At 37.8% G+C, this 22,805-nt stretch carries 16 protein-coding genes; 10 read left to right on the top strand and 6 right to left on the bottom strand.

Translation table 11 applies throughout. From position 1 onward, the window contains the following. Positions 1-3: 3 nt before the first annotated feature. The gene (locus tag B045_RS0106425; RefSeq protein WP_018463451.1) at positions 4-1,986 is read right to left on the bottom strand and encodes a fumarate reductase/succinate dehydrogenase flavoprotein subunit; all 1,983 of its coding nucleotides are present in this window, start codon (positions 1,984-1,986) and stop codon (positions 4-6) included. 65 nt (positions 1,987-2,051) lie between these two features. Then, on the bottom strand, positions 2,052-2,738 hold the full coding sequence (locus B045_RS0106420; RefSeq protein ID WP_026234355.1) for a fumarate reductase: 687 nt from the start codon (positions 2,736-2,738) through the stop codon (positions 2,052-2,054). A 225-nt stretch (positions 2,739-2,963) separates the two neighbouring features. On the opposite strand from B045_RS0106420, the gene mnmG reads away from it, so the two are divergent. From mnmG to deoC, 6 genes are all read left to right on the top strand, one after another. Then, entirely contained in the window at positions 2,964-4,835 is a 1,872-nt protein-coding gene (mnmG, locus tag B045_RS0106415) for a tRNA uridine-5-carboxymethylaminomethyl(34) synthesis enzyme MnmG (RefSeq protein WP_018463449.1), read from the top strand. A 165-nt stretch (positions 4,836-5,000) separates the two neighbouring features. Next, a complete protein-coding gene (locus tag B045_RS0106410; RefSeq protein ID WP_018463448.1) occupies positions 5,001-5,531 on the top strand; it encodes an adenine phosphoribosyltransferase in 531 nt (176 codons plus the stop codon). Positions 5,532-5,672: 141 nt separating this feature from the next. Further along, positions 5,673-7,520, top strand: coding sequence for an excinuclease ABC subunit UvrC (uvrC, locus tag B045_RS0106405; RefSeq protein WP_018463447.1), 1,848 nt, complete (start codon positions 5,673-5,675; stop codon positions 7,518-7,520). Between the two features lie 195 nt (positions 7,521-7,715). Beyond that, positions 7,716-8,168, top strand: coding sequence for a D-aminoacyl-tRNA deacylase (dtd, locus tag B045_RS0106400; RefSeq protein WP_018463446.1), 453 nt, complete (start codon positions 7,716-7,718; stop codon positions 8,166-8,168). Positions 8,169-8,180: 12 nt separating this feature from the next. Further along, on the top strand, positions 8,181-8,507 hold the full coding sequence (locus B045_RS0106395) for a nucleotide pyrophosphohydrolase (protein ID WP_018463445.1): 327 nt from the start codon (positions 8,181-8,183) through the stop codon (positions 8,505-8,507). A 42-nt stretch (positions 8,508-8,549) separates the two neighbouring features. Then, positions 8,550-9,485: a deoxyribose-phosphate aldolase gene (deoC, locus tag B045_RS0106390; protein ID WP_018463444.1), complete on the top strand. Its 936-nt coding sequence runs from the start codon at positions 8,550-8,552 to the stop codon at positions 9,483-9,485. Positions 9,486-9,520: 35 nt separating this feature from the next. On the opposite strand, the gene B045_RS0106385 is transcribed toward deoC, so the two are convergent. Continuing rightward, positions 9,521-10,498: a polyprenyl synthetase family protein gene (locus B045_RS0106385; protein WP_018463443.1), complete on the bottom strand. Its 978-nt coding sequence runs from the start codon at positions 10,496-10,498 to the stop codon at positions 9,521-9,523. Between the two features lie 87 nt (positions 10,499-10,585). On the opposite strand from B045_RS0106385, the gene polA reads away from it, so the two are divergent. The 4 genes from polA to lgt all read left to right on the top strand — a co-directional run bounded on the left by polA (position 10,586) and on the right by lgt (position 17,311). Continuing rightward, the gene (polA, locus tag B045_RS0106380; protein WP_018463442.1) at positions 10,586-13,348 is read left to right on the top strand and encodes a DNA polymerase I; all 2,763 of its coding nucleotides are present in this window, start codon (positions 10,586-10,588) and stop codon (positions 13,346-13,348) included. A 525-nt stretch (positions 13,349-13,873) separates the two neighbouring features. Then, on the top strand, positions 13,874-14,452 hold the full coding sequence (locus tag B045_RS0106370) for a hypothetical protein (RefSeq protein ID WP_018463440.1): 579 nt from the start codon (positions 13,874-13,876) through the stop codon (positions 14,450-14,452). Between the two features lie 847 nt (positions 14,453-15,299). After that, complete coding sequence (gene ychF / locus B045_RS0106365) at positions 15,300-16,403, top strand: redox-regulated ATPase YchF (RefSeq protein WP_018463439.1); 1,104 nt, start codon at positions 15,300-15,302, stop codon at positions 16,401-16,403. A gap of 44 nt (positions 16,404-16,447) precedes the next feature. Beyond that, positions 16,448-17,311 carry a prolipoprotein diacylglyceryl transferase gene (gene lgt, locus B045_RS0106360; protein WP_025884232.1) on the top strand — a complete coding sequence of 288 codons (864 nt, stop codon included), beginning with the start codon at positions 16,448-16,450 and terminating at the stop codon, positions 17,309-17,311. An 87-nt stretch (positions 17,312-17,398) separates the two neighbouring features. On the opposite strand, the gene mutS is transcribed toward lgt, so the two are convergent. The 3 genes from mutS to B045_RS0106345 all read right to left on the bottom strand — a co-directional run bounded on the left by mutS (position 17,399) and on the right by B045_RS0106345 (position 22,803). After that, positions 17,399-20,065 (bottom strand): DNA mismatch repair protein MutS, encoded by a 2,667-nt coding sequence (gene mutS / locus B045_RS0106355; protein ID WP_018463437.1) that lies wholly within the window; start codon positions 20,063-20,065, stop codon positions 17,399-17,401. Between the two features lie 137 nt (positions 20,066-20,202). Further along, a complete protein-coding gene (porZ, locus tag B045_RS0106350; protein WP_025884233.1) occupies positions 20,203-22,215 on the bottom strand; it encodes a type IX secretion system anionic LPS delivery protein PorZ in 2,013 nt (670 codons plus the stop codon). Beyond that, entirely contained in the window at positions 22,216-22,803 is a 588-nt protein-coding gene (locus tag B045_RS0106345; RefSeq protein ID WP_018463435.1) for a non-canonical purine NTP diphosphatase, read from the bottom strand. Positions 22,804-22,805: the final 2 nt, after the last annotated feature.

Here is a 22,805-nt window from a genome sequence, read left to right as displayed (position 1 = left end):
TTATTAATTCTTATAGTTACGTGTTTGTACCTTAATTGCCTCATACTCAAGTGGTTCCTTGATAAGTTCAGGAGCCTTTGCATCGTCGCCCTTATATTCCCAGCAACCAACATAGAAGAAGTTCTCATCGTCGCGCTTTGCTTCGCCTTCTTCAGTCTGATGCTCCTCGCGGAAATGACCACCACAGCTTTCCTCACGATGCAAAGCATCATAAGCTACAAGTTCACCCATAAGGATAAAGTCACGAAGATGGATAGCCTTGTCTAGTTCGATATTAAGACCTTCCTTAGAACCTGGGATAAACAAGTTAGTATTGAATTCTTCACGGAGAGAAGCCATCTGCTTCAAACCTTCTTCAAGACCTTCCTTAGTTCTGCCCATACCAACGTGTTCCCACATAATATGACCAAGTTCCTTATGGATAGAATCAACAGAACGCTTACCCTTAATATTCATAAGGCGATCAATTTCTGCCTTAACACCATTCTCAGCCTCGTCAAACTCAGCACGATTTGTATCAAGGTGTGGCCATAAAGCCTGATCTGCAAGATAATTCTGAATTGTATATGGCAATACGAAGTAACCATCTGCAAGACCCTGCATAAGAGCAGAAGCACCAAGACGGTTAGCTCCGTGGTCAGAGAAGTTACACTCACCAATTGAGAATAGACCAGGAACAGTAGTCATAAGTTCGTAGTCAACCCAGATACCACCCATTGTGTAGTGGATAGCAGGGAATATCATCATTGGATTATAATACTTAACACCATCAATTTCACTTGCTACTTCACCTGGATTAACGTCTGTAATCTCCTCATACATATCAAAGAGGTTACCATAACGCTGGAGAATAGCATCAATACCAAGACGGTTGATTGACTCAGAGAAGTCAAGGTAAACAGCAAGACCTGTATTGTTTACACCGTATCCCTTATCACAACGCTCCTTAGCGGCACGAGATGCAACGTCACGAGGTACGAGGTTACCGAATGCTGGGTAACGACGCTCCAAATAGTAGTCACGTGCTTCCTCAGGAATATCAGAACCCTTGATTTCACCAGACTGCAATTTCTTAGCATCTTCGATATTCTTTGGAACCCATATACGACCATCATTACGTAAAGACTCAGACATAAGAGTAAGCTTAGACTGCTTGTCACCATGTACAGGAATACATGTAGGGTGAATCTGAACATAAGAAGGGTTAGCGAAATAAGCGCCCTTACGATAGCACTGAACAGCAGCTGTACAGTTGCAACCCATAGCATTTGTTGAAAGGAAATATGTATTACCATAACCACCAGTAGCAATTACAACAGCATTTGCTGTGAAACGCTCAAGTTCGCCAGAAACAAGGTTCTTAGCAATAATACCACGAGCATGCTCGTCAACGATAACAACATCTTCCATCTCGTAACGAGTATAGAGCTTAACCTTACCTGCCTGAATCTGACGACTCAAAGAAGAATAAGCACCAAGAAGAAGCTGCTGACCTGTCTGACCCTTTGCATAGAATGTACGGCTTACCTGTGCACCACCGAAAGAACGGTTAGCAAGCATACCACCATATTCACGTGCGAAAGGAACGCCCTGAGCAACACACTGGTCGATAATATCATTTGAAACTTCAGCAAGACGATACACGTTTGACTCACGAGCACGGTAGTCACCACCCTTTACTGTATCATAGAAAAGGCGATAAATAGAGTCACCGTCGTTCTGATAGTTTTTAGCTGCATTGATACCACCCTGAGCTGCGATAGAGTGAGCACGGCGTGGAGAATCCTGTATGCAAAAGTTGAGAACGTTGAAACCCATCTCACCTAGAGATGCGGCAGCACTTGCACCTGCAAGACCTGTACCGACAACGATAACGTCCAGTTTTAATTTATTTTTTGGGTTAACCAAGCGCTGATGAGCCTTATAGTTGGTCCATTTCTCAGCCACTGGTCCTTCTGGTATTCTGGCATTTAATGTCTTAGTCATAATATTCTTTGTTTTGAATTATAAGCCACATGCTTTCACTATGTGGAAATAATATTGATTATAAATTATGCAGCAGCGCAAAGACTAGGTGCAAGACCAAAGTAGAAAGCGAGCACTACAGCAACGAAAGCAAGCATAAGTACTGTTACGTAAACAATACCAATTGCCTTCCAACGATTGAACCACACCTTACCATTGATACCAAGTGTCTGCATAGCACTCCAGAAACCATGTGAAAGGTGGAACCAGATAGCAACAAGCCAAATGATATAAAGAACAACATATACAGGATTGCTGAATGTTGCCTTAATAAGACCAAAGCCGTCTGATGGAGCCAGTGCTGTCTGCATGCCAGCAAGCTCTGCAAACATCATCTTGTACCAGAAGTTAAACAAGTGAAGACCTATACCCAAAACAACGATAAGTCCGAGTACAAGCATGTTCTGACTAGCCCACTCTACTTTTTCAGGCTTAGCTGTCACTGCGTAACGCTCGCTACCGCGTGCGCTGCGGTTCTGCGCAGTAAGAATGAAAGCATAAACGATGTGACAAACTGCAAGTGCTGCCAATCCAATTGTTGCAACTACTGCATACCAATTGGCTCCAAGCAACTCACAGATTGTGTTATAAGCCTTTCCTGAGAAAATGGCCGCAACGTTCATACAACAGTGGAACGTCATAAATAGAATAAGGGCAACGCCTGTTATTGACATTACCAATTTTCTACCAATAGATGAATTGATTAACCACATAAATGATTGATTTTTAAATATTTAACTGTTAGAAATTATATTCAATTTAATTTACACTAATCTATTTTACGTTATAAAAAATCACAATATAATACCTATTAATAGGTATATTTATCCTCATAACAGATTGCAAAAATACTATATTTTAGTGATAATTCAAAGCTATTTTATAAAAAATCCAATTTTATTTCTTACTTTTGCGAAAAATATAAGTATATACTAATAATGCTTTTTAAATACGACGTTATTGTTATCGGCGGCGGTCATGCAGGCTGTGAAGCGGCTGCTGCCTCAGCTAACATGGGGGCGAAGACGTGCCTGATAACAATGGACATGAACAAGATTGGTCAGATGAGTTGCAACCCTGCTATTGGCGGAATTGCGAAAGGACAGATTGTACGCGAGATTGATGCACTTGGAGGTCAAATGGCTAGAGTGACTGACAAGACAGCTATACAATTCCGCATGCTAAACATTGGCAAAGGGCCTGCCGTTTGGAGCCCTCGAGCACAATGTGATCGTGGTAAATTTATATGGGAATGGCGTACTGTTCTTGACAACACTCCGAATCTTGACATCTGGCAAGATCAAGCCGATGAACTTTTAGTTGAAAACGGAGAAGCTGTTGGTGTAAATACGATCTGGGGAGTGGAATTCAGAGCCAAAAGCGTAATCGTCACCGCAGGCACTTTCCTTAATGGATTGATGCACGTAGGAAGAAAAATGGTTGAAGGCGGAAGATGTGCCGAACCAGCCGTGCATAATTTCACAGAAAGCATTAACCGACTCGGTATTGCATCAGCAAGAATGAAAACAGGAACACCGGTAAGAATAGATAAACGCAGCGTACACTTTGAAGACATGGAGGAGCAGAAAGGCGACGTTGATTTTCACCAATTCAGTTACTTTGGAGAACATCGCGTATTGAAACAATTGCCTTGCTGGACTACATATACTAATAAGGAAGTACACGAGACGTTGAAAAACGGACTTGCCGATTCCCCACTCTTCAATGGTCAGATACAAAGCACCGGTCCACGATATTGTCCATCAATTGAAACAAAACTAGTAACGTTTCCTGATAAGGAGCAACACCCTTTGTTTTTGGAACCAGAAGGAGAAGATACTAATGAAATGTATCTAAACGGATTTTCGTCAAGCATGCCTATGGATGTGCAACTTAACGCAATCCACAAAATTTATGCTTTCAGAGATGTGAAGATTTATCGACCTGGTTATGCGATAGAATATGATTATTTCGACCCAACGCAACTAAAGCACACTCTTGAATCAAAAAAAGTTCCAGGTTTGTTTTTTGCCGGACAAGTAAATGGAACTACCGGATATGAAGAAGCAGGTGGACAGGGAACTGTTGCCGGAATAAATGCAGCTATAAGATGCGGAGGCGGAGAACCACTTATAATGCAACGTGACGAAAGTTACATTGGCGTGCTGATAGACGACCTTACAACAAAGGGCGTTGATGAACCTTACAGAATGTTCACTTCAAGAGCAGAATATCGCATTCTGTTGAGACAAGATGACGCCGATGCCAGACTAACAGAAAAAGCATTCGAATTGGGAATTGCTAAACGCGACAGATATGATTGGTGGATTGAAAAGAAAGAGGCTGTAAATAGACTGATTAATTTCTGCAAGGAAACTCCGATAAAATCGCAGGAAATAAATTCCCAACTTGAGACTCTCGGTACTACTCCATTACGTGCTGGCTGCAAACTAATAGATCTCATTGCACGTCCACACCTTTCTCTAAGTAATCTTTCTGAAATAATCCCTTCACTTAAAGAAGCGATAAATGCGCCAGAAAACAGAAAAGAAGAAATCGCAGAGACAGCCGAAATCAAAATGAAATATCAAGGTTACATCGAGCGAGAAAAAATCGTTGCAGACAAAATGCACCGTCTTGAGAATATAAAAATCAAGGGACGATTCAAATATAACGAACTTCACGAAATTTCGACAGAAGGCCGTCAAAAGCTTGGAAGAATCGAGCCGGAAACTTTAGCACAAGCGAGCAGAATTCCAGGCGTTTCTCCTAGCGACATCAACGTCCTTTTGGTTCTCTTAGGGAGATAGCACAAGAGGGTGCTAAACGTGAAACACAAGCATTGAACCTGCTATGTTTCACGTGAAACCAAACAAACAATAAAGTGTTGATATTAAGTACTTTAAGCATTAAAGTAAAACGTAAAACTTCGATGAAATCGAAACAAAATATAACAAACAACTATATAGAATAAAATGAATAATCAACTGCTAATAGACAATCTGCGTTGTATACCAGATTGGCCAATCGATGGTGTAAATTTCCGCGACGTCACTACCCTTTTTAAGAGCCCAGAAGCTCTAAAAGAAATCGCCGATGAAATGTGTGACTTTTATACAAATAAAGGAATTACCAAAATTGTAGGCATAGAAAGTCGTGGATTTGTAATGTCATCTGCCGTAGCTGTAAAACTTGGGGCAGGTATCGTGCTTTGCAGAAAGCCAGGCAAACTTCCATGCAAAACAGTTCAGGAAAGTTATGCAAAAGAATATGGTATTGATACGATAGAAATACATGAAGATGCCATAAACGAAAACGACATAATACTCCTACACGATGATTTGCTTGCAACTGGAGGGACAATGCTTGCAGCATGCAACTTGGTTAAGAAATTCCACCCAAAGAAGATTTATTGCAACTTCATTATTGAATTAAACAGTGAATTTCCAAAAAGTCGCGAACTATTTGATAAAGATATTGAAATAACTTCCTTACTGAAGTTTTAAAACAATCAGCAAGAAGATGGAAGAGAAGGACTTTGGCCATCTTCTTGCTTTAGTTTTAATTTCTTCTCAAGCCAATTTTGTAATCAGTTTCACGTGAAACAAAATTTCTCAAAACGCCTTTAAACTAAGGGGATTCAGAATATGAACAAAGAAGAAAATGAGCAAAGACTAGCTTATCTAAAAGGTATAGTATTGAACATGCCAGAGAAGCCTGGAAGCTATCAGTTCTATGATGATAGTCATACCATTATATATGTAGGCAAGGCAAAGTCCCTAAAAAGACGAGTTTCGTCTTATTTCCATAAAGAAGTCGACCGTTTTAAGACCAAAGTACTTGTTTCTAAGATAAGAGACATAAGTTATACTGTTGTAAACTCAGAAGAAGACGCCCTATTACTAGAAAACAGTCTTATAAAGAAATATAATCCTAAATACAACGTTTTGCTTAAAGATGGCAAGACGTATCCCAGTATTTGCGTAACTAATGAATATTTTCCTCGCATTTTCAAAACAAGAACTATAAACAAGCGCTTTGGAACATTTTATGGACCCTATCCGCACATATCAAGTATGTACGCAGTACTTGACATTATAAAAAGATTATATAAACCTCGTACATGCAGACAACCTATTACGCGTGAAGGAATAGACCTTGGCAAATATCGTCCTTGCTTGGAATACCACATCCATAACTGTAATGCACCTTGTATAAATAAGCAAAGCTACGAGGAATATCAGGAGAATATGAATCAGGCTCGTGAAATTCTAAAAGGCAACACAAGAGAAGTCGGAAAGAGAATATACGACCTAATGATGAAAAATGCAGAACTGTTGAAATTCGAAATAGCAGATGATTTAAAGAAAAAGCTAAATCTCCTTAATGAATTTGTCGCGAAAAGTGAGGTTGTCAGCCATACTATAGACAATGTGGACGTATTTACAATTGTAGACAATGAAGATCGCAAAAATGCTTATATAAACTACATACATGTAAAGAACGGAACCATAAACCAAAGTTTTACGTATGAGTATAAGCGAAAACTTGAAGAAACTGACGAGGAACTACTTATTACAGCTATCCCAGACATAAGGGAAAGATTTAAGAGCAAGGCTAAAGAAATAATAGTCCCATTTGAAATGGAATGGAAGATAAAAGATGCAGAATTCTTTGTTCCACAACGTGGAGATAAGAAACATCTGCTAGAACTATCTGAAATGAATGGAAAACAATATAAGTTTGATAGACTGAAACAAGCAGAGAAACTTAATCCCGAGCAGAAGCAAACAAGGTTAATGAAAGAACTGCAGAACAAACTTAAGCTTGAGAAACTACCTTATCAGATTGAATGTTTTGATAATTCAAATATCTCTGGAACTGATGCTGTTGCAGGATGTATAGTTTACAAAGGTATGAAACCTTCAAGAAAAGACTACCGAAAATACAACATAAAAACTGTTGTCGGACCTGATGATTATGCTTCTATGCAAGAGGTCGTAAGACGAAGATACAGCAGAATGGTAGAAGAAAAGACACCTCTACCAGACCTTATTATAACTGATGGAGGTAAAGGTCAGATGGATGTAGTCAGAGAGGTTGTAGTAGACCAATTACATATAAATATACCTATTGCTGGACTAGCAAAAGACGATCGCCACCGCACTAATGAACTGTTATTTGGATACCCACCACAAACAATAGGAATAGACGTAAAAAGTGAATTATTTAAGGTGCTTACGCAGATACAAGATGAGGTACACAGATACGCAATAACCTTCCATCGCGACAAGCGTTCTAAGCATGCATTACACAGCGAACTAGACGACATAAAAGGCATAGGACCCAAAGCAAAAGAGGCTCTTTTAAAACGCTTTAAAACTGTAAAAGCTATAAAGGAAAGCAACGCAGAGGCAGTGGAAGAAGTACTTGGTAAAGCAAAAACAAAAATATTACAAGATCACTTCAATAAACAGGCGCAAATTGATAGTTAGTAACTACAAACTCATCTAAAGAGGCATTATAACATTGCACTACAAACCGTAAGTTGTTGACATACAACCACTTAACAAGATATTCCAAGAATGTATTAAGAAATATAATTTAAATTATTCGTTTAAAAAGGTATCTAGATAACTGATACAAAACAATAATTTGGTAGAATAGAAAATAAAAAGTATCTTTGCAGTATGAGAATCATTATTCAACGTGTTAGTCATGCATCAGTAACAATAGAAGGCAACACGAAATCAGCTATAAAGACAGGGTACATGATACTATGTGGAATAGAGGAAACAGACTTCTCAGAAGACGTTGACTGGCTGGTTAAAAAGGTGATAGGACTTAGGGTATTTAACGATGAGGATGGAGTTATGAATCGCTCCATAATAGACGTTGAAGGAGACATTTTGGTGATAAGTCAGTTCACGCTATTTGCTAGCTATAAGAAAGGCAATCGCCCGTCATGGCTTAGAGCCGCTCGTCATGACATATCTATCCCACTCTACGAAGAATTCTGCCAAAAGCTGTCCACGGCATTAGGTAGACAAGTTGGCACAGGTGAATTCGGAGCAGACATGAAGGTAGAATTATTAAACGATGGTCCTGTAACCATATTTATGGACACTCATAATAAAGAATAACCATAGAGAAATATGACAATAAAAGAAGCACAAGAAACTGTAGATCAGTGGATAAAGACATATGGAGTTAGGTATTTCAGCGAACTTACTAACATGGCTTGTCTCACCGAAGAAGTAGGAGAACTGGCTAGAGTTATTGCAAGGAAATACGGTGATCAGAGTTTTAAGGAAGGAGAAAAAGCAAACATCGGAGAAGAGATTGCCGACATTATGTGGGTACTTATATGCCTAGCCAACCAAACAGAAACTGACATTACAGAAGAGCTGCAAAAGAGTTTCGAGAAGAAAACCAAAAGAGATGCTACAAGACATCTCAACAATCCGAAACTAAAAGCATAAAACATTGATTATAAAATAGTTATAAACATAAAAGACAACGTTATGACAGAAGTTACATCAAACCTTGACAAGAATAGTCTAAATGTCAAGAAAGATCAGAGCAAATACGAAGAAGCTCTTAGTAAGTATAATACAAATATTGACGACGCTGAAGTAAAAGCTGCCGTAAAGAAGATAATAGAAGAAAAAGTACCTCAAAACGACACTCTTGATATTAAAAAATTCCTTCTAGGAAGCGTGGAACTAACATCACTTCACACAACAGACACAGAAGAGGAGATTCTTGCTCTCACAGAGTCTGTAAACAGATTTGAGAGTGAATATCCAGACCTTCCTCATGTTGCAACAATATGTGTATTCCCTGCTTTCACTGAATTAGTAAGCAATTCTCTTGAAGTTGACGGTGTGGAAATAACCAACGTATGTGGCAATTTCCCTTCATCACAGAGCAGAATGGAAGTTAAGATTGCGGAAACCCAGCTTGCGATTGTTGACGGAGCAACAGAAATAGACATTGTCATGCCTGTAGGAAAGTTTTTAAGTGGTGATTACGAAAGCGTTTGCGACGATATCAGCGAAATGAAACAAGCCTGCGGTGATGTTCCAATGAAGGTGATACTTGAAACGGGCGACCTTAAGAATTGCAGCAATATAAAGATTGCCTCTATCCTATCAATGTATGCTGGTGCCGACTATATTAAGACATCTACAGGCAAAGAAAAGATAAGTGCAACACCCGAAGCTGCCTATGTAATGTGCCAGGCTATAAAAGAGTACTACGATGAAACAGGAATCCAAATAGGTCTCAAGCCTGCTGGTGGCATAAACACCGTAATGGACGCAATAACCTACTACACAATAGTAAAAGAAGTTCTTGGCGAGCAATGGCTTACAAACAAATGGTTCCGTATGGGAACAAGTCGTCTCACAAATCTACTTATTAGTGAGATTATAGGAAAAGAAGTAAACTTCTTCTAGATAAAATAAAGAAGCCTCTCAATTGAGAGGCTTTTTTATAATTTCCTTTTTATAACGTAATCAACATAAGCTGTCAACGACTTTCTTATTTCCTCATCTGCAACTTTACTTTCAAGGAAAGTCATACATTCTGAATGAAAGTCCCACATTCGCTTCTCAGCATAATCAATACCACCGCTCTGCTTTGTAAATTCAACCAATCGTGCTATTTCGTCTGAGCTTATTTGATGTGCCTTAATCTTACGTGCTATTGCTATCATTTCCTCATTTTTTGTTGAGTTTAATGCATAAATAGCCGGCAAAGTCAGCTTACCATCAATCATATCATTTCCTGTTGGTTTACCTATCTCATCAGAGTTATAATAGTCAAATATATCATCCCTAATCTGAAAGATAATACCAATGTTTTGTCCAAATTTCTTTGCTGCCAGAACGTCTTCTTTTAACGCACCTACACTCTCTGCACCTATAGCAGCACAAGCCTCAAAAAGAGCAGCAGTCTTTCCCTTAATTATCTCATAATAAGCATCTTCAGAAATATCTGCATTCTGTATATTACTCAACTGCAATATCTCGCCGTCAGAAAGAGTACGACCTAATTCTGCAAGATATCTTACAATAATCTCAGAATGAGTATAAGACACATTAAGCAAAGCTGTAGAAAGAATAAAATCGCCAACAAGCACAGAAACTTTATTATCATAAAGGGCATTTACACTCTTCTGCCCTCTTCTTTCAGCACTTTCATCAACGACATCATCATGAACTAGGCTTGCAGTATGAAGCAATTCAAGGCCTACAGCGGCATGCAGAGTTGTATCAGATACTTTGCCGAAGTTCTTGGCGATAAGCAATATAAGCATAGGACGCATACGTTTACCCGCACGCTGCTTGATATGATTAAGAGCCTGAGAAAGTAGTCCATTATCATGATCCAACGACTTATTAAAGAATTTTATAAAATCGTTAAGTTCTTCTACAATAGGCTGTTTGATAAGAGATAAATAATCCATTCTTTCCGTAATTTGATACAAAAATACTCATTTTTACGGGATTACTGACAATTTTTTAGTAATTTTACGCCAAATATATCAATAATTATGGAAAAATTATTTCTTTTAGATGCTTATGCACTAATATTCAGGTCATACTATGCACTAATACGTAATCCAAGAATAAATTCGAAGGGACTTAACACGTCAGCAATTCTTGGTTTTGTAAATACTCTAAACGAGATAATAACCAAAGAAAACCCTACCTATTTAGGTGTAGCTTTCGATCATGGAAAAACATTTCGTCACGAAGCATTTCCACAGTATAAGGCACAACGTGAGGAAACTCCTGAAGATATTACACGTAGTGTTCCTATTATAAAAGATATTCTTAGCGCCTTTAACATCCCTATTTTACAGGTAGACGGATATGAAGCCGACGACGTGATTGGTACACTTGCATTAAAATCTGGAAAAGCTGGTGTTGAAACCTACATGCTAACACCTGATAAAGACTACGGACAACTAATCCGAAGCAATGTTTTCATGTATCGTCCAAGACATGGTGGAGGATATGATATAATTGGCGAAAAGGAAGTTCAAGAGAAATATGGTATCCCCACTCCACACCAAGTAATTGATTTACTTGCATTAATGGGTGACTCTGCAGATAATTTTCCTGGTTGTCCTGGAGTTGGAGAAAAAACAGCTGCTAAACTTATCAATGAATTTGGATCAACAGAAGAACTCATTGCACATACAAATCGACTTAAAGGAAAAATGCGCGAAAAAGTTGAAAGCGCAATTGAAGATATTAAAATGTCGAAATTCCTTGCGACAATAAAAATTGATGTGCCAACAGAATTAAATCTTGAAGAACTAAAACTTCAAAATCCAGATGAAGAAAAATTACGCACAATTTTCAATGAACTTGAATTTAAGTCTCTTGCAAACAAGATTCTAAACAAGAACGAACAAAAGTCAAAATCTGTTAACAAAGAGCTTGATCTCTTTGCAGAAAATGCGAGCGAACCTCAAGAGACTTTTGAAAATCAAAATTTTGAAACACTTAAAACAACAACACACGAATACAAACTTATTGATAATCAGAAAGATGCAATATTACTTTGTGATTATTTCAGGACAAAAAGCATTTTAAGTTTAGATACAGAAACAACATCAACCAATACTATCGATGCAGAATTGGTCGGTTTATGCTTTTCTGTTGAAGAAAATAAAGCGTTCTATGTTGCCATACCAGCTAATCGTCAAGAAGCATTGCAATATGTTAATATATTTAAATCGGTATATGAAGACGAAAATATATTAAAAATAGGTCAGAACATAAAATACGATTACGAAATTCTTAAGAAGTATGGAGTAACTCTTCAAGGTAAGATTTTTGACACAATGCTCGCCCACTATGTCATCCAACCAGAAATACATCATAACATGGATTTCATGGCAGAAACACTTCTTGGATACAAAACGATTCATATTGAGGAACTTATTGGTGAGAAAGGTAAAAACCAAAAATCAATGCGCGACCTTGATCCTAAAGATGTTTATGAATATGCAGCAGAAGATGCCGATATTACATTGCGACTAAAAAATATACTCGAACCAAAACTTAAAGAAAATAATGTTGAGGATTTGTTCTGGAATATAGAGATGCCACTTATTCCTGTACTTGCGGATATGGAGCTAAACGGTGTATGTCTTGATACAGAGGCCTTGAAGGAAACATCAGGTCTTTTCACAGAACGTATGAACCAATTGGAACAAACGATATACAAAGAAGCTGGTGAAACATTCAATATATCAAGTCCAAAACAAGTTGGTGACATTCTCTTTGGCAAGATGCATATATTAGAGAAACCTAAAAAGACAAAGACCGGACAATACGTGACTAGCGAAGAAGTGCTGCAATCACTGAAAGGTAAAAGCCCAATTATAGAAGACATCCTTAACTACCGTGGATTAAAAAAACTTCTCGGTACATACATTGATGCACTTCCAAAGCTTATTAACAAGCATACAGGACACATACATACGTCTTTCAATCAGGCACTTACAGCAACAGGTCGCCTATCGTCAAGTGATCCAAACTTGCAGAATATACCTGTAAGGAGTGAAGATGGAAAAGAGATACGCAAATGCTTTATTCCAGAGCCAGGATGCCTATTCTTTTCTGCTGACTATTCTCAGATAGAGTTGCGAATAATGGCACATTTGAGTAAAGACAAAAATATGACAGAGGCTTTTCGCGAAGGCTTTGACATACATGCAGCAACAGCTGCAAAAATATGGCACAAAGATGTGGATGATGTATCGCCAGAAGAACGTAAGAAAGCAAAACAAGCCAATTTCGGTATCATATATGGCATAACAACTTATGGTTTAGCTCAACGCATGAATATCGATAATCATGAGGCACGAGAACTCATTGATGGTTATTTCAAAACTTTCCCTAATGTAAAAGAATATATGGAGAAAGCAAAAGAAGTAGCCCGTGCAAAAGGCTATGCTGAAACAATCTTTGGTCGTCGCAGATATCTGCCGGATATTAATTCAAAAAATGGTACTGTAAGAGGATTTGCAGAGCGTAATGCTATCAACGCTCCTATACAGGGAAGTGAAGCCGATATCATAAAAATTGCTATGATTCGTATATGGAAACGTTTCAAGAAAGAGAACATACGAAGCAAAATGATTCTTCAGGTACACGATGAACTGAACTTCTCAGTATATCCTGATGAAAAAAAGATTGTTGAGAAAATAGTTTTAGAAGAAATGCAGGGAGCATACAACCTCAACGTTCCACTAATCGCAGATGCTGGATGGGGCAAAAACTGGCTTGAGGCGCATTAAATAACGCACAAACTGACATTTTGAGAATACAGACGAAACATACGAACATCAATAATTTAAATCGTATGTTTCGTCTGTTTTATATGCATTATCTGTTTCATAACCTTACTTTGTTACATAACATAAAATTTATGGAACAAGGAAGCATCTATTATATATAATTTTTGCATAACTTTGCAAGCAAAGAATTACCAAGCAACAACTAACGAAGTTACCGTGAAGCATCATTCTTAATAATCTAAATAGATATTTTTAATGTAAACTTAAATTAATCATTATGGACAAATACACAGTAAACACTTTGTTTGTGTTCTTTACTATAGGGGTACAACATTTTATGAAAACAATCTGTAGAAACATATGGTTAACGGTTGCCATGTTTCTAATAATGATTGGCTTTACAATATACGCAATAGTAAAAATAGAATGCAAAAGAGATTATTGGGCTGTAGCATTAGGACTTATTGCAATTGCATCAGTAGTATTTGGCCTAATCATGTATAATTAATATATAAACACATTTTTATGAAAAAACATTTATTTACCACTATTGTACTCGCATGTACATGTATGATATCCACACTTACTTGTGGCTGTTCATCAAAACTAACTTCAAAAGAAAAGAACTCTTTTGATAAATCAGTGATAGCTGATTTAGAGATTCTAAATGAAAAGGAAGCTAATGCTTTTCAAAAGATCAGAGAATCTGCCAAACCAACAAAAACAGATTCTGTTTCACCAGAAATAAAAGAAGCCAAAGAGCAAATAGTGATGGCTATAAAAGAATTTGCCGGGAAACATGATATCGCAGCTGATGTAACTCCACAAGAGAAAAATTTTCATATTAGCAAAGACTCTATAGATATGATGAAAGCTAATCCACTAATGGCATTAGATTTATATAAATCTATGAAAACTAAGAGGTTTAATAAGTTGTTTAATACATTTTTATCTAAAGGAAAAATAGACACAGATATAGAAAGTATAATTCATGACAAAAAGTTAAAACTGAATGAAAAAATAATATTAATAGGTATGAAGCAAGCTGAAATGAATAAGAATATTCTAAATATGAACATGAATGCCCTTAAAAATAACAATTAACTCGCATCATGTGAAATTTTTCACAGATATAAGCATTCCTAACTTTACTCGAGAGTGTCTTGTAAACTATCATTCTGTTTACATGGCACTCTCAACAGAAATAGCAATATGCTAATTATAAAATATCATCTATTTTAATACGATTTTGACCTATGTAAGTTATAATCCAAAAATATTTTTCATGAATTTAAGGAGATATCCTACATGATTGTCGTAATTATTTAGCATTCAACATGTTAGCATATGTATGATTACTCAAAAACATACATAAAACGGAGTGATATGGGCCTTATCACTCTATTATCCTACATGCGTTGTAGAGTAATAAGGCCCATATCACTCAACAGCGCAACGAAATCGGTGATTTTGTTATCGCTGCACCAATTGATTATAAATAGCGGCAAACATAGTTTTCATGTTTAAAATCTATGTATGAACCATGTAGGATAATGTAGGTTTCATGTAGGATATGAAAAGGACATACATAAGATAAAACATTGACTATAAACAAGTTAGATTAAAACATGTATGTTATGTATGTTTTTTCTTTAAAAAAAATATTTTTCGTTGTTAGAAACCAATTATAAATGCAAAGACAATAAAATTATCATATCAAGTGAAACAAGCAATTAAAATTGTACCAACAGCTAAGGTAAAAATATATAGTAGCAACATTGTTCTACAAACGCAACCATACGATAAGAAGGCTTTATTACTTTTTTTCCCTATTTATCCTTAAAAATCCCTTTTTACTTTTACCTTTATGATATTTTGTGTAATTTTGCAAATAAATAAAAAGTAATAGCCGATCGAAGGGAAGATTGGCTCATTTAAACGTTTAAAAAATATGGCATTAAAATGTGGTATTGTAGGTTTACCAAACGTGGGTAAGTCTACATTATTTAACTGTCTGTCTAGTGCTAAGGCACAGTCAGCAAATTTTCCTTTCTGTACTATCGAACCAAATCTTGGTGTAATCACAGTTCCAGACGAGCGACTCACCAAACTTGCGGAAATTATCCACCCGGGACGTATCGTACCAGCAACATGTGAAATTGTTGACATAGCCGGACTCGTAAAGGGAGCTAGCAAAGGCGAAGGCCTTGGTAATAAATTCCTTGGTAACATCCGCGAATGTGATGCCATCATACACGTTATCCGTTGCTTTGATGACGACAATATTGTTCGTGAGGGCGGAATGGCTGTAGATCCATTGTCAGACAAAGGAATAATCGATACAGAGTTGCAGTTGAAAGACCTTGAAACAATAGACTCACAAATGGCTAAACAGCAGAAAGCTGCAGCAGCTGGCAATAAGGACGCAAAAGTTCTTTGCACTGTTCTTGAAACATACAAGGCAATACTAGAACAGGGGAAAAACGCACGTGAGGCTTCTTTCGAAAGCAAAGATGAACAACAAGCAGCACATGATTTGTTCCTTCTAACCACAAAGCCAGTACTCTACGTTTGTAATGTAGACGAAACTAGCGCTAAAGATGGCAACGAATATTCAAAACAAGTTGAGGAAATCGCCGCTAATGAAGGTGCTGAAGCCATGGTCATTGCTGCAAAAACAGAAGAAGACATAGCATCTCTAGAAACATACGAAGACAAACAAATGTTTCTTGAAGAACTAGGACTCAAGGAAAGTGGTGTAAACCGACTTATAAAGAAGGCCTACCAACTACTGAACCTACAGACTTTCATCACTGCAGGAGAAATGGAAGTAAAGGCATGGACATACCACAAGGGTTGGAAAGCACCACAGTGTGCTGGAGTTATCCACACTGACTTTGAAAAAGGCTTTATCCGCGCTGAGGTTATTAAATATGAAGACTATATCAAATATGGCACAGAAACAGCCATACGCGAAGCTGGAAAACTCGGTGTCGAAGGTAAGGAATACGAAGTTCAAGATGGCGACATCATGCACTTTAGATTTAACGTATAAACAATCTAAAGTCTGAAAAGACAAGGATATAATAAGCTGATATTATGGTTCAATTATTAAACTACATCGTCTGGAATCCCGATATATATGCCATTCAAATTGGCAATTGGGGCCTACGCTGGTACTCACTATGCTGGCTTGCCGGACTTATCGGAGCCTATTTTATGGTGAAATGGTTGTTCAACAACCAGAACATAACAACGATCTCCACGACAGTAGACGGAAAAAAGGTTGAGAAGAATGTCTTTGATCCCCTCTTCATTTACTGTTTCCTTGGTATTCTCATTGGTGCCAGGTTAGGTCATTGCATATTCTATCAGCCTGATTATTTCCTTACTTCTGGTCAGCATTTCATTGAGATGTTTCTACCTATACACTTCATGACCGACGGAACCATAAAGTTCACTGGGTATGAAGGATTGGCCAGCCACGGAGGAACACTTGGACTGATGATTGCATTATGGTTATACTGCAAAAACACAGGCTTGAAGATGTGGCAAGTACTCGACAATATTGCCATTGCAACCCCTATCACAGCATGCTTTATTAGATTGGGAAACCTCATGAACAGTGAGATTATAGGTAAAGTTACATCTGTGCCATGGGCTTTCATCTTCGAAAAAGTTGATAAATACCCACGCCATCCAGGTCAATTATATGAAGCAATTGCGTATGCTGTGTTCTTTTTCGTCGGATGGTACTTCTATCGTGTCGCAAAGAAAAAGGTTGGTACAGGCTTTTATTTCGGCCTCTGCATCACTCTTATATTCACATTCCGCTTCTTCATTGAATACACAAAAGATATTCAGGTGAATTTTGAATCAGGAATGCTAATAAACATGGGACAGATTCTAAGCATACCTTTCGTAATATTGGGAATATACTGTATGATAAGAGCTAAGAAATAAGCGACAACAGCATATAAACAAAAAAAGTCCATTGACTGAATGAGAATAACTCGTTTGTCAATGGACTTTTCTTATATGATAAGCAATCTATGCCTTACCTCTTAATATCTTTTTAATATCATTCAGTTTGTTCAAAGCGTCAACAGGCGTCAAGTTATTCACGTCAAGTCCCAATATCTCATCACGAATCTGAGTCAACACAGGATCATCAAGTTGGAAGAAACTCAATTCCATATCGCCTGAATGTTCAGCGATCTTCGCGGTATTCGGTTTACCTGCGCCCCCTACTCCAGCATTGTCAGTTTCCAATTCCTTCAGTATCACGTTAGCACGCTTAACTATCGAACGTGGCATACCAGCAATCTCGGCAACATGAATACCAAATGAATGCTCACTGCCTCCACGCATCAACTTTCGAAGGAAAATCACTTTATTGTCAACCTCCTTAACACTTACATTATAATTCTTGATGCGAGAGAAATTCTTCTCCATCTCGTTAAGTTCATGATAGTGTGTAGCGAAAAGCGTACGTGCACGAGCCTTTGAATGTTCATGCAGATATTCCACAATAGCCCAAGCAATACTAATACCGTCATACGTACTTGTTCCTCTTCCAAGCTCATCAAACAAGACCAAACTCTTAGAAGAGACATTATTCAGAATATTGGCAGCCTCTGTCATTTCAACCATAAATGTTGATTCACCTAGTGAAATATTATCGCTGGCTCCCACTCTAGTGAAGATTTTATCCACCAAACCTATTTTCGCGCTTTCTGCAGGCACAAAGCATCCCACTTGGGATAAGAGTACAATCAATGCCGTTTGACGCAACAGAGCCGATTTACCAGCCATATTAGGACCGGTAATCATCATGATCTGTTGTTTTTCTGTGTCAAGATACACGTCATTTGGCACATAACTCTCACCTAAAGGCAATTGCGTCTCGATTACAGGGTGCCTTCCCTGTTTAATATCTATCACGTCGCTGTCATCAATTACAGGACGCACATAACGATTTTCCTCTGATATCTTAGCGAAACTAAGAAGACAATCGGTATGAGCAAGTAAATTTGCGTTTATCTGAATCTGAGGAATAAAATCCTGCATAGCAACAATCAACTCATTAAACAGTTTTGTTTCAAGAGCTAATATCTTTTCTTCTGCTCCAAGGATTTTCTCCTCATATTCTTTCAATTCCTGTGTAATATATCGTTCTGCCTGTGCAAGAGTCTGCTTTCTTATCCACTCTGCCGGAACTTTATCCTTAAAGGAATTTCTTACCTCAAGATAATATCCAAAGACATTATTATAACCCACTTTCAGACTTGATATGCCAGTTGCCTCTATTTCCTTTTCCTGTATCTTCAACAAATAATCCTTACCGTTTCGGCTTATAGAGCGCAATTCATCAAGTTCATCATTATATCCATCGGCGATTACATCACCTTTGTTTACAAGCTGTGGTGGATCTGGTTGTATTTCTTTTTCAATACGGTCTTTTATACTTTCGCAAAGATTCAGCTGTTCACCTATGCGTTTCAGCGCATCATTGTTGGCATAAAGACAAGCTGTTTTTATTGGACGAATTGCCTCTAGAGCGTACTTTAGCTGCACTACTTCACGCGGAGAAACACGCCCTACTGCCACCTTAGAGATGATACGTTCCAAATCTCCTATACGATGCAATTGATCATCAACAATCTGTCTGAATTCAGGTTCTCTGAAGAAATACTCCACAATGTCAAGGCGTTCCTGTATAGGACGAACCTCTTTTAGTGGAAATACAAGCCATCTACGCAGCATTCGTCCTCCCATTGGGGTAACAGTACGGTCTATCACAGCAAGTAATGAACTTCCGTCATCTTGCATCGGAGCAATAATCTCCAAAGAACGTATTGTAAAACGGTCAAGTCTTACATACTTTTCCTCTTCTATTCGTGAAAGAGACGTAATATGACTGATGTGAGTATGCTGGGTTATCTCAAGATACTGCATTATAGCTCCACTGGCTATAATACCATTTTTTAAATGTTCTACTCCAAATCCTTTAAGGTTCTTTGTTCCAAAATGTTTAAGAAGTTTCTGTTTCGCACTTTGTTCTGTAAACACCCAATCATCAAGTTCAAAAACACAGAACTTATTACCGAAATAGCATTCAAATTCTTTCTTATAATTACGGTCATAGAGAACCTCCTTTGGCATAAAATTGCCCAACAGTTTCTCTACATAATCATAAGTTCCTTCGCCCGTCATAAACTCACCTGTAGAAATATCCAAGAAACTTACACCACAAGAAGCTTTACCGAAATGCACTGCGGCAAGGAAGTTGTTTTCCTTATAATTCAGCACATTGTCACTCATGGCGACACCAGGAGTAACAAGTTCTGTTATTCCACGCTTCACCATCTTGTCCATTTCGCTCAGTCCCTTCTTACCCTTAATCTGCTCTCGCTTCTTTTTAGGGTCTTCAAGCTGGTCGCAAATAGCCACACGCTTTCCGGCACGAATTAGTTTTGGTAGATAAGTATCCAATGCGTGATGCGGAAATCCTGCCATTGCAGCAGAACCTGATTCACCACCGTTATTACGCCTTGTAAGCGTAATACCTAGTATTTTGCTTGCCTCAACAGCATCATCACAATAAGTTTCATAGAAATCGCCACAACGAAACAGCATCAGTGCATCAGGATGTTTTGCCTTTAGCGAAAAGAACTGTTTCATCATCGGCGTAAGTCCTTTTTCGTCCTTAGCCATATATCTAAAAGTTCGTCTGAATTACAAAATTACGCAAATAAAGACGAAACGCAAAATAAATCCTTTATTTTTATGATTTTATGGCGATTTACGAATAATTATGATTCGTAGCCCAAATAACCCTCACTACACGGTTACTAATTTACTATTGCTATTTTGCAGACTACGCCCTTTGATCCATCCTGAGTTGCTGTCTCAACCATATAAATACCTGAAGCGACACGACGCCCATTCTTGTCGTTGCCATCCCAAGTAAACAGACCTCCATTGCTACGACCCTCAGCAACAAGTGCTCCTGAAGAAGTAACAATCTTTACATCGGCATTATATGAAAGTCCTGTAACGGTTATCAAACCTGTATAATCTGGACGTACAGGATTAGGATATGCATACACACTCTGACTTGTCATCTTGCTTTCGGCTTCAGTTGCATCACTGATATAAGAACACAAGCCCTTATCTGTACCGAAAAACACTTCACCAGTTGTTCCGTTTATAGCAATACTCTCTATATTATTTGAAAGCAGTTTACTATTATCTTCTGTGAAATGATGTATTTCTTCAATATTGTTTGAACTGACAAGGTAAACACCGTTTCCATTTGTACCAAACCACTTACGATTACCTCCGTCAACAGCCATACATGTAATATCAACGCCACTAAGAAGATAATCAGCATAATTCGTACCGTCATTACGTGGAACCTTGATCTGCTGGAATACAGGATTCACATCTGTCACATTAGAAGACGCTAGCATTAATGGTCCTACACTAGTACCAATCCATATATTATTTTCTTTATCCTCAGCAGCACACCTTACGTAATACAAGGTAAGTTTCGTGCCATCCTGATTCACAAAATTATTGATAACGCCAGCTTTGTCTGTTGCCTTATTATACCACACTAGAGCAGGATATCCCCAATAGTTATCAACAAACCAAAGAAGTTTCCTACTATCAAAGAATGGATTGGTCATATTATCAAACGAACGACCATCGTTCATAAAAATATCTTTATGAAATGAATTCCACTTCTTGTCAGGAGTCAATTCAAAAAGCGAAGTCGTGGCACTGTTGCTATTAAACAGCCACAAGTTGGAACTATCATCAAAGCGCAAGCCCTGAACAAGAACATAATCTTTGCTAATATTCTTCACTGTTGCAGCTCCCTGCAAAGGACTGTTGTTATAGTTGTATTCCTTTACGAATTTTCCATCTTTGAATTCATAGAGTCCTATCCTTCCACTTGCAAATACATGCGAATTATCATTTGGATCAACATCCATTGACATCAAATTCACATAAGAATGCCCTGTAATACTTTGAAGATTATCTTGATATTCTGTCCATTCATCACCTTTCAACACCTGAACACAGCCTGGGCGCATGAGATCCTTATCAGGATTCCACCCTCCTCCACAGGTATAAAGATTTCCATTATAGAACCTCATGAATCCAAAGTAATTGTACTTAGGACCACCGGGATTTGCTTTTGATATTTTTTCTACAAGGCTCGCCTTATTATCAGCAGACTTTGCAGAATAATCAGCAACACGTTTCCAATTGTTTTTATCAAGCAGATTAGACGTTATCAATGCACGATAAATACCGTTAACGCTACTTGCCGCATAGATGTATTCTGAATCCAGATACGAATAGTCTACTTTAAACCCTAGATTATATGTATCACTTATTTCGGCATTAGCAACATTCAGTTTCACAATTCCAAAACCAGTACTTAAATAAGTATATCCTAAACTTTGATAAATATCATTAATATTCTTATCTAAAGTTATTGAAGAATTGTAATAGTCACTGATATTCACCACATTGCCTTTATCGTCCATAAGGTCGATATTCTGGTTTGAATAAACTATTACAAGCCTTTTTGCTGATTTATTATAAGAAATATGTAATATATTGCAGTCACTTAGCCCATTTGTCTTATCAAAAGTCTGTATGCTCTGGTCTGCAGTATTATAAGAATAGATATTATTACTTGCAAGTACATAAATCATGTTTCCACTGCCCTGCTCCACATCCTGCACATCAGAATAAGCCATGTAAGCCTTCCAACTACCAGTCTGTGCTGCTTGCATAATGCCTACGCAACTCATTAAGACTATTGCAAGTAATAATATTCTTTTCATCTATTGCTTATTTTCCTTAAGGTATTCCGAGAGTTTCACGACAGCCCTTGCACGATGGCTTATAGTGTTTTTAATCTCCTCACCAAGTTCCGCAAAACTCTTATCATAACCTTCTGGAACAAAAATCGGATCATAGCCAAAACCTTCAGTTCCATGCTTCTCTGTTGCAATTTGTCCGTCTACCCTACCCTCGAAATATATAGGTTGTGCATTAGGTTGCAACAAAACGATGATTGTACGGAATCTTGCGTTGCGATTACTTTTGTCTTCAAGATTAGCTAATAGTTTAGCCATATTAGCTTCACTATCGTGATCAGTGCCTTCAGCATATCTTGCACTGTGCACACCAGGTTGACCATCAAGAGCTTCAACCTCAAGACCAGTATCATCGGCAAAACAACCGATATGATATTTATCGCATACAAACTGAGCCTTCTGCAAAGCATTCTCCTCTAGGGTATCCCCTGTTTCAGGAATATCTTCGTGACAACCTATTTCACTAAGAGACACAATCTCGAAATCTGGTCCAAGAATCTCTCTTATTTCTCTTAACTTATTCTTATTATTTGTTGCAAAAACTATTTTCATAA

The organism is Segatella paludivivens DSM 17968 = JCM 13650, from assembly GCF_000373185.1.
GTDB lineage: Bacteria > Bacteroidota > Bacteroidia > Bacteroidales > Bacteroidaceae > Prevotella > Prevotella paludivivens.
Note: the sequence above shows the minus strand (reverse complement) of the source record. Positions and strands in the feature narration are given on the sequence as shown.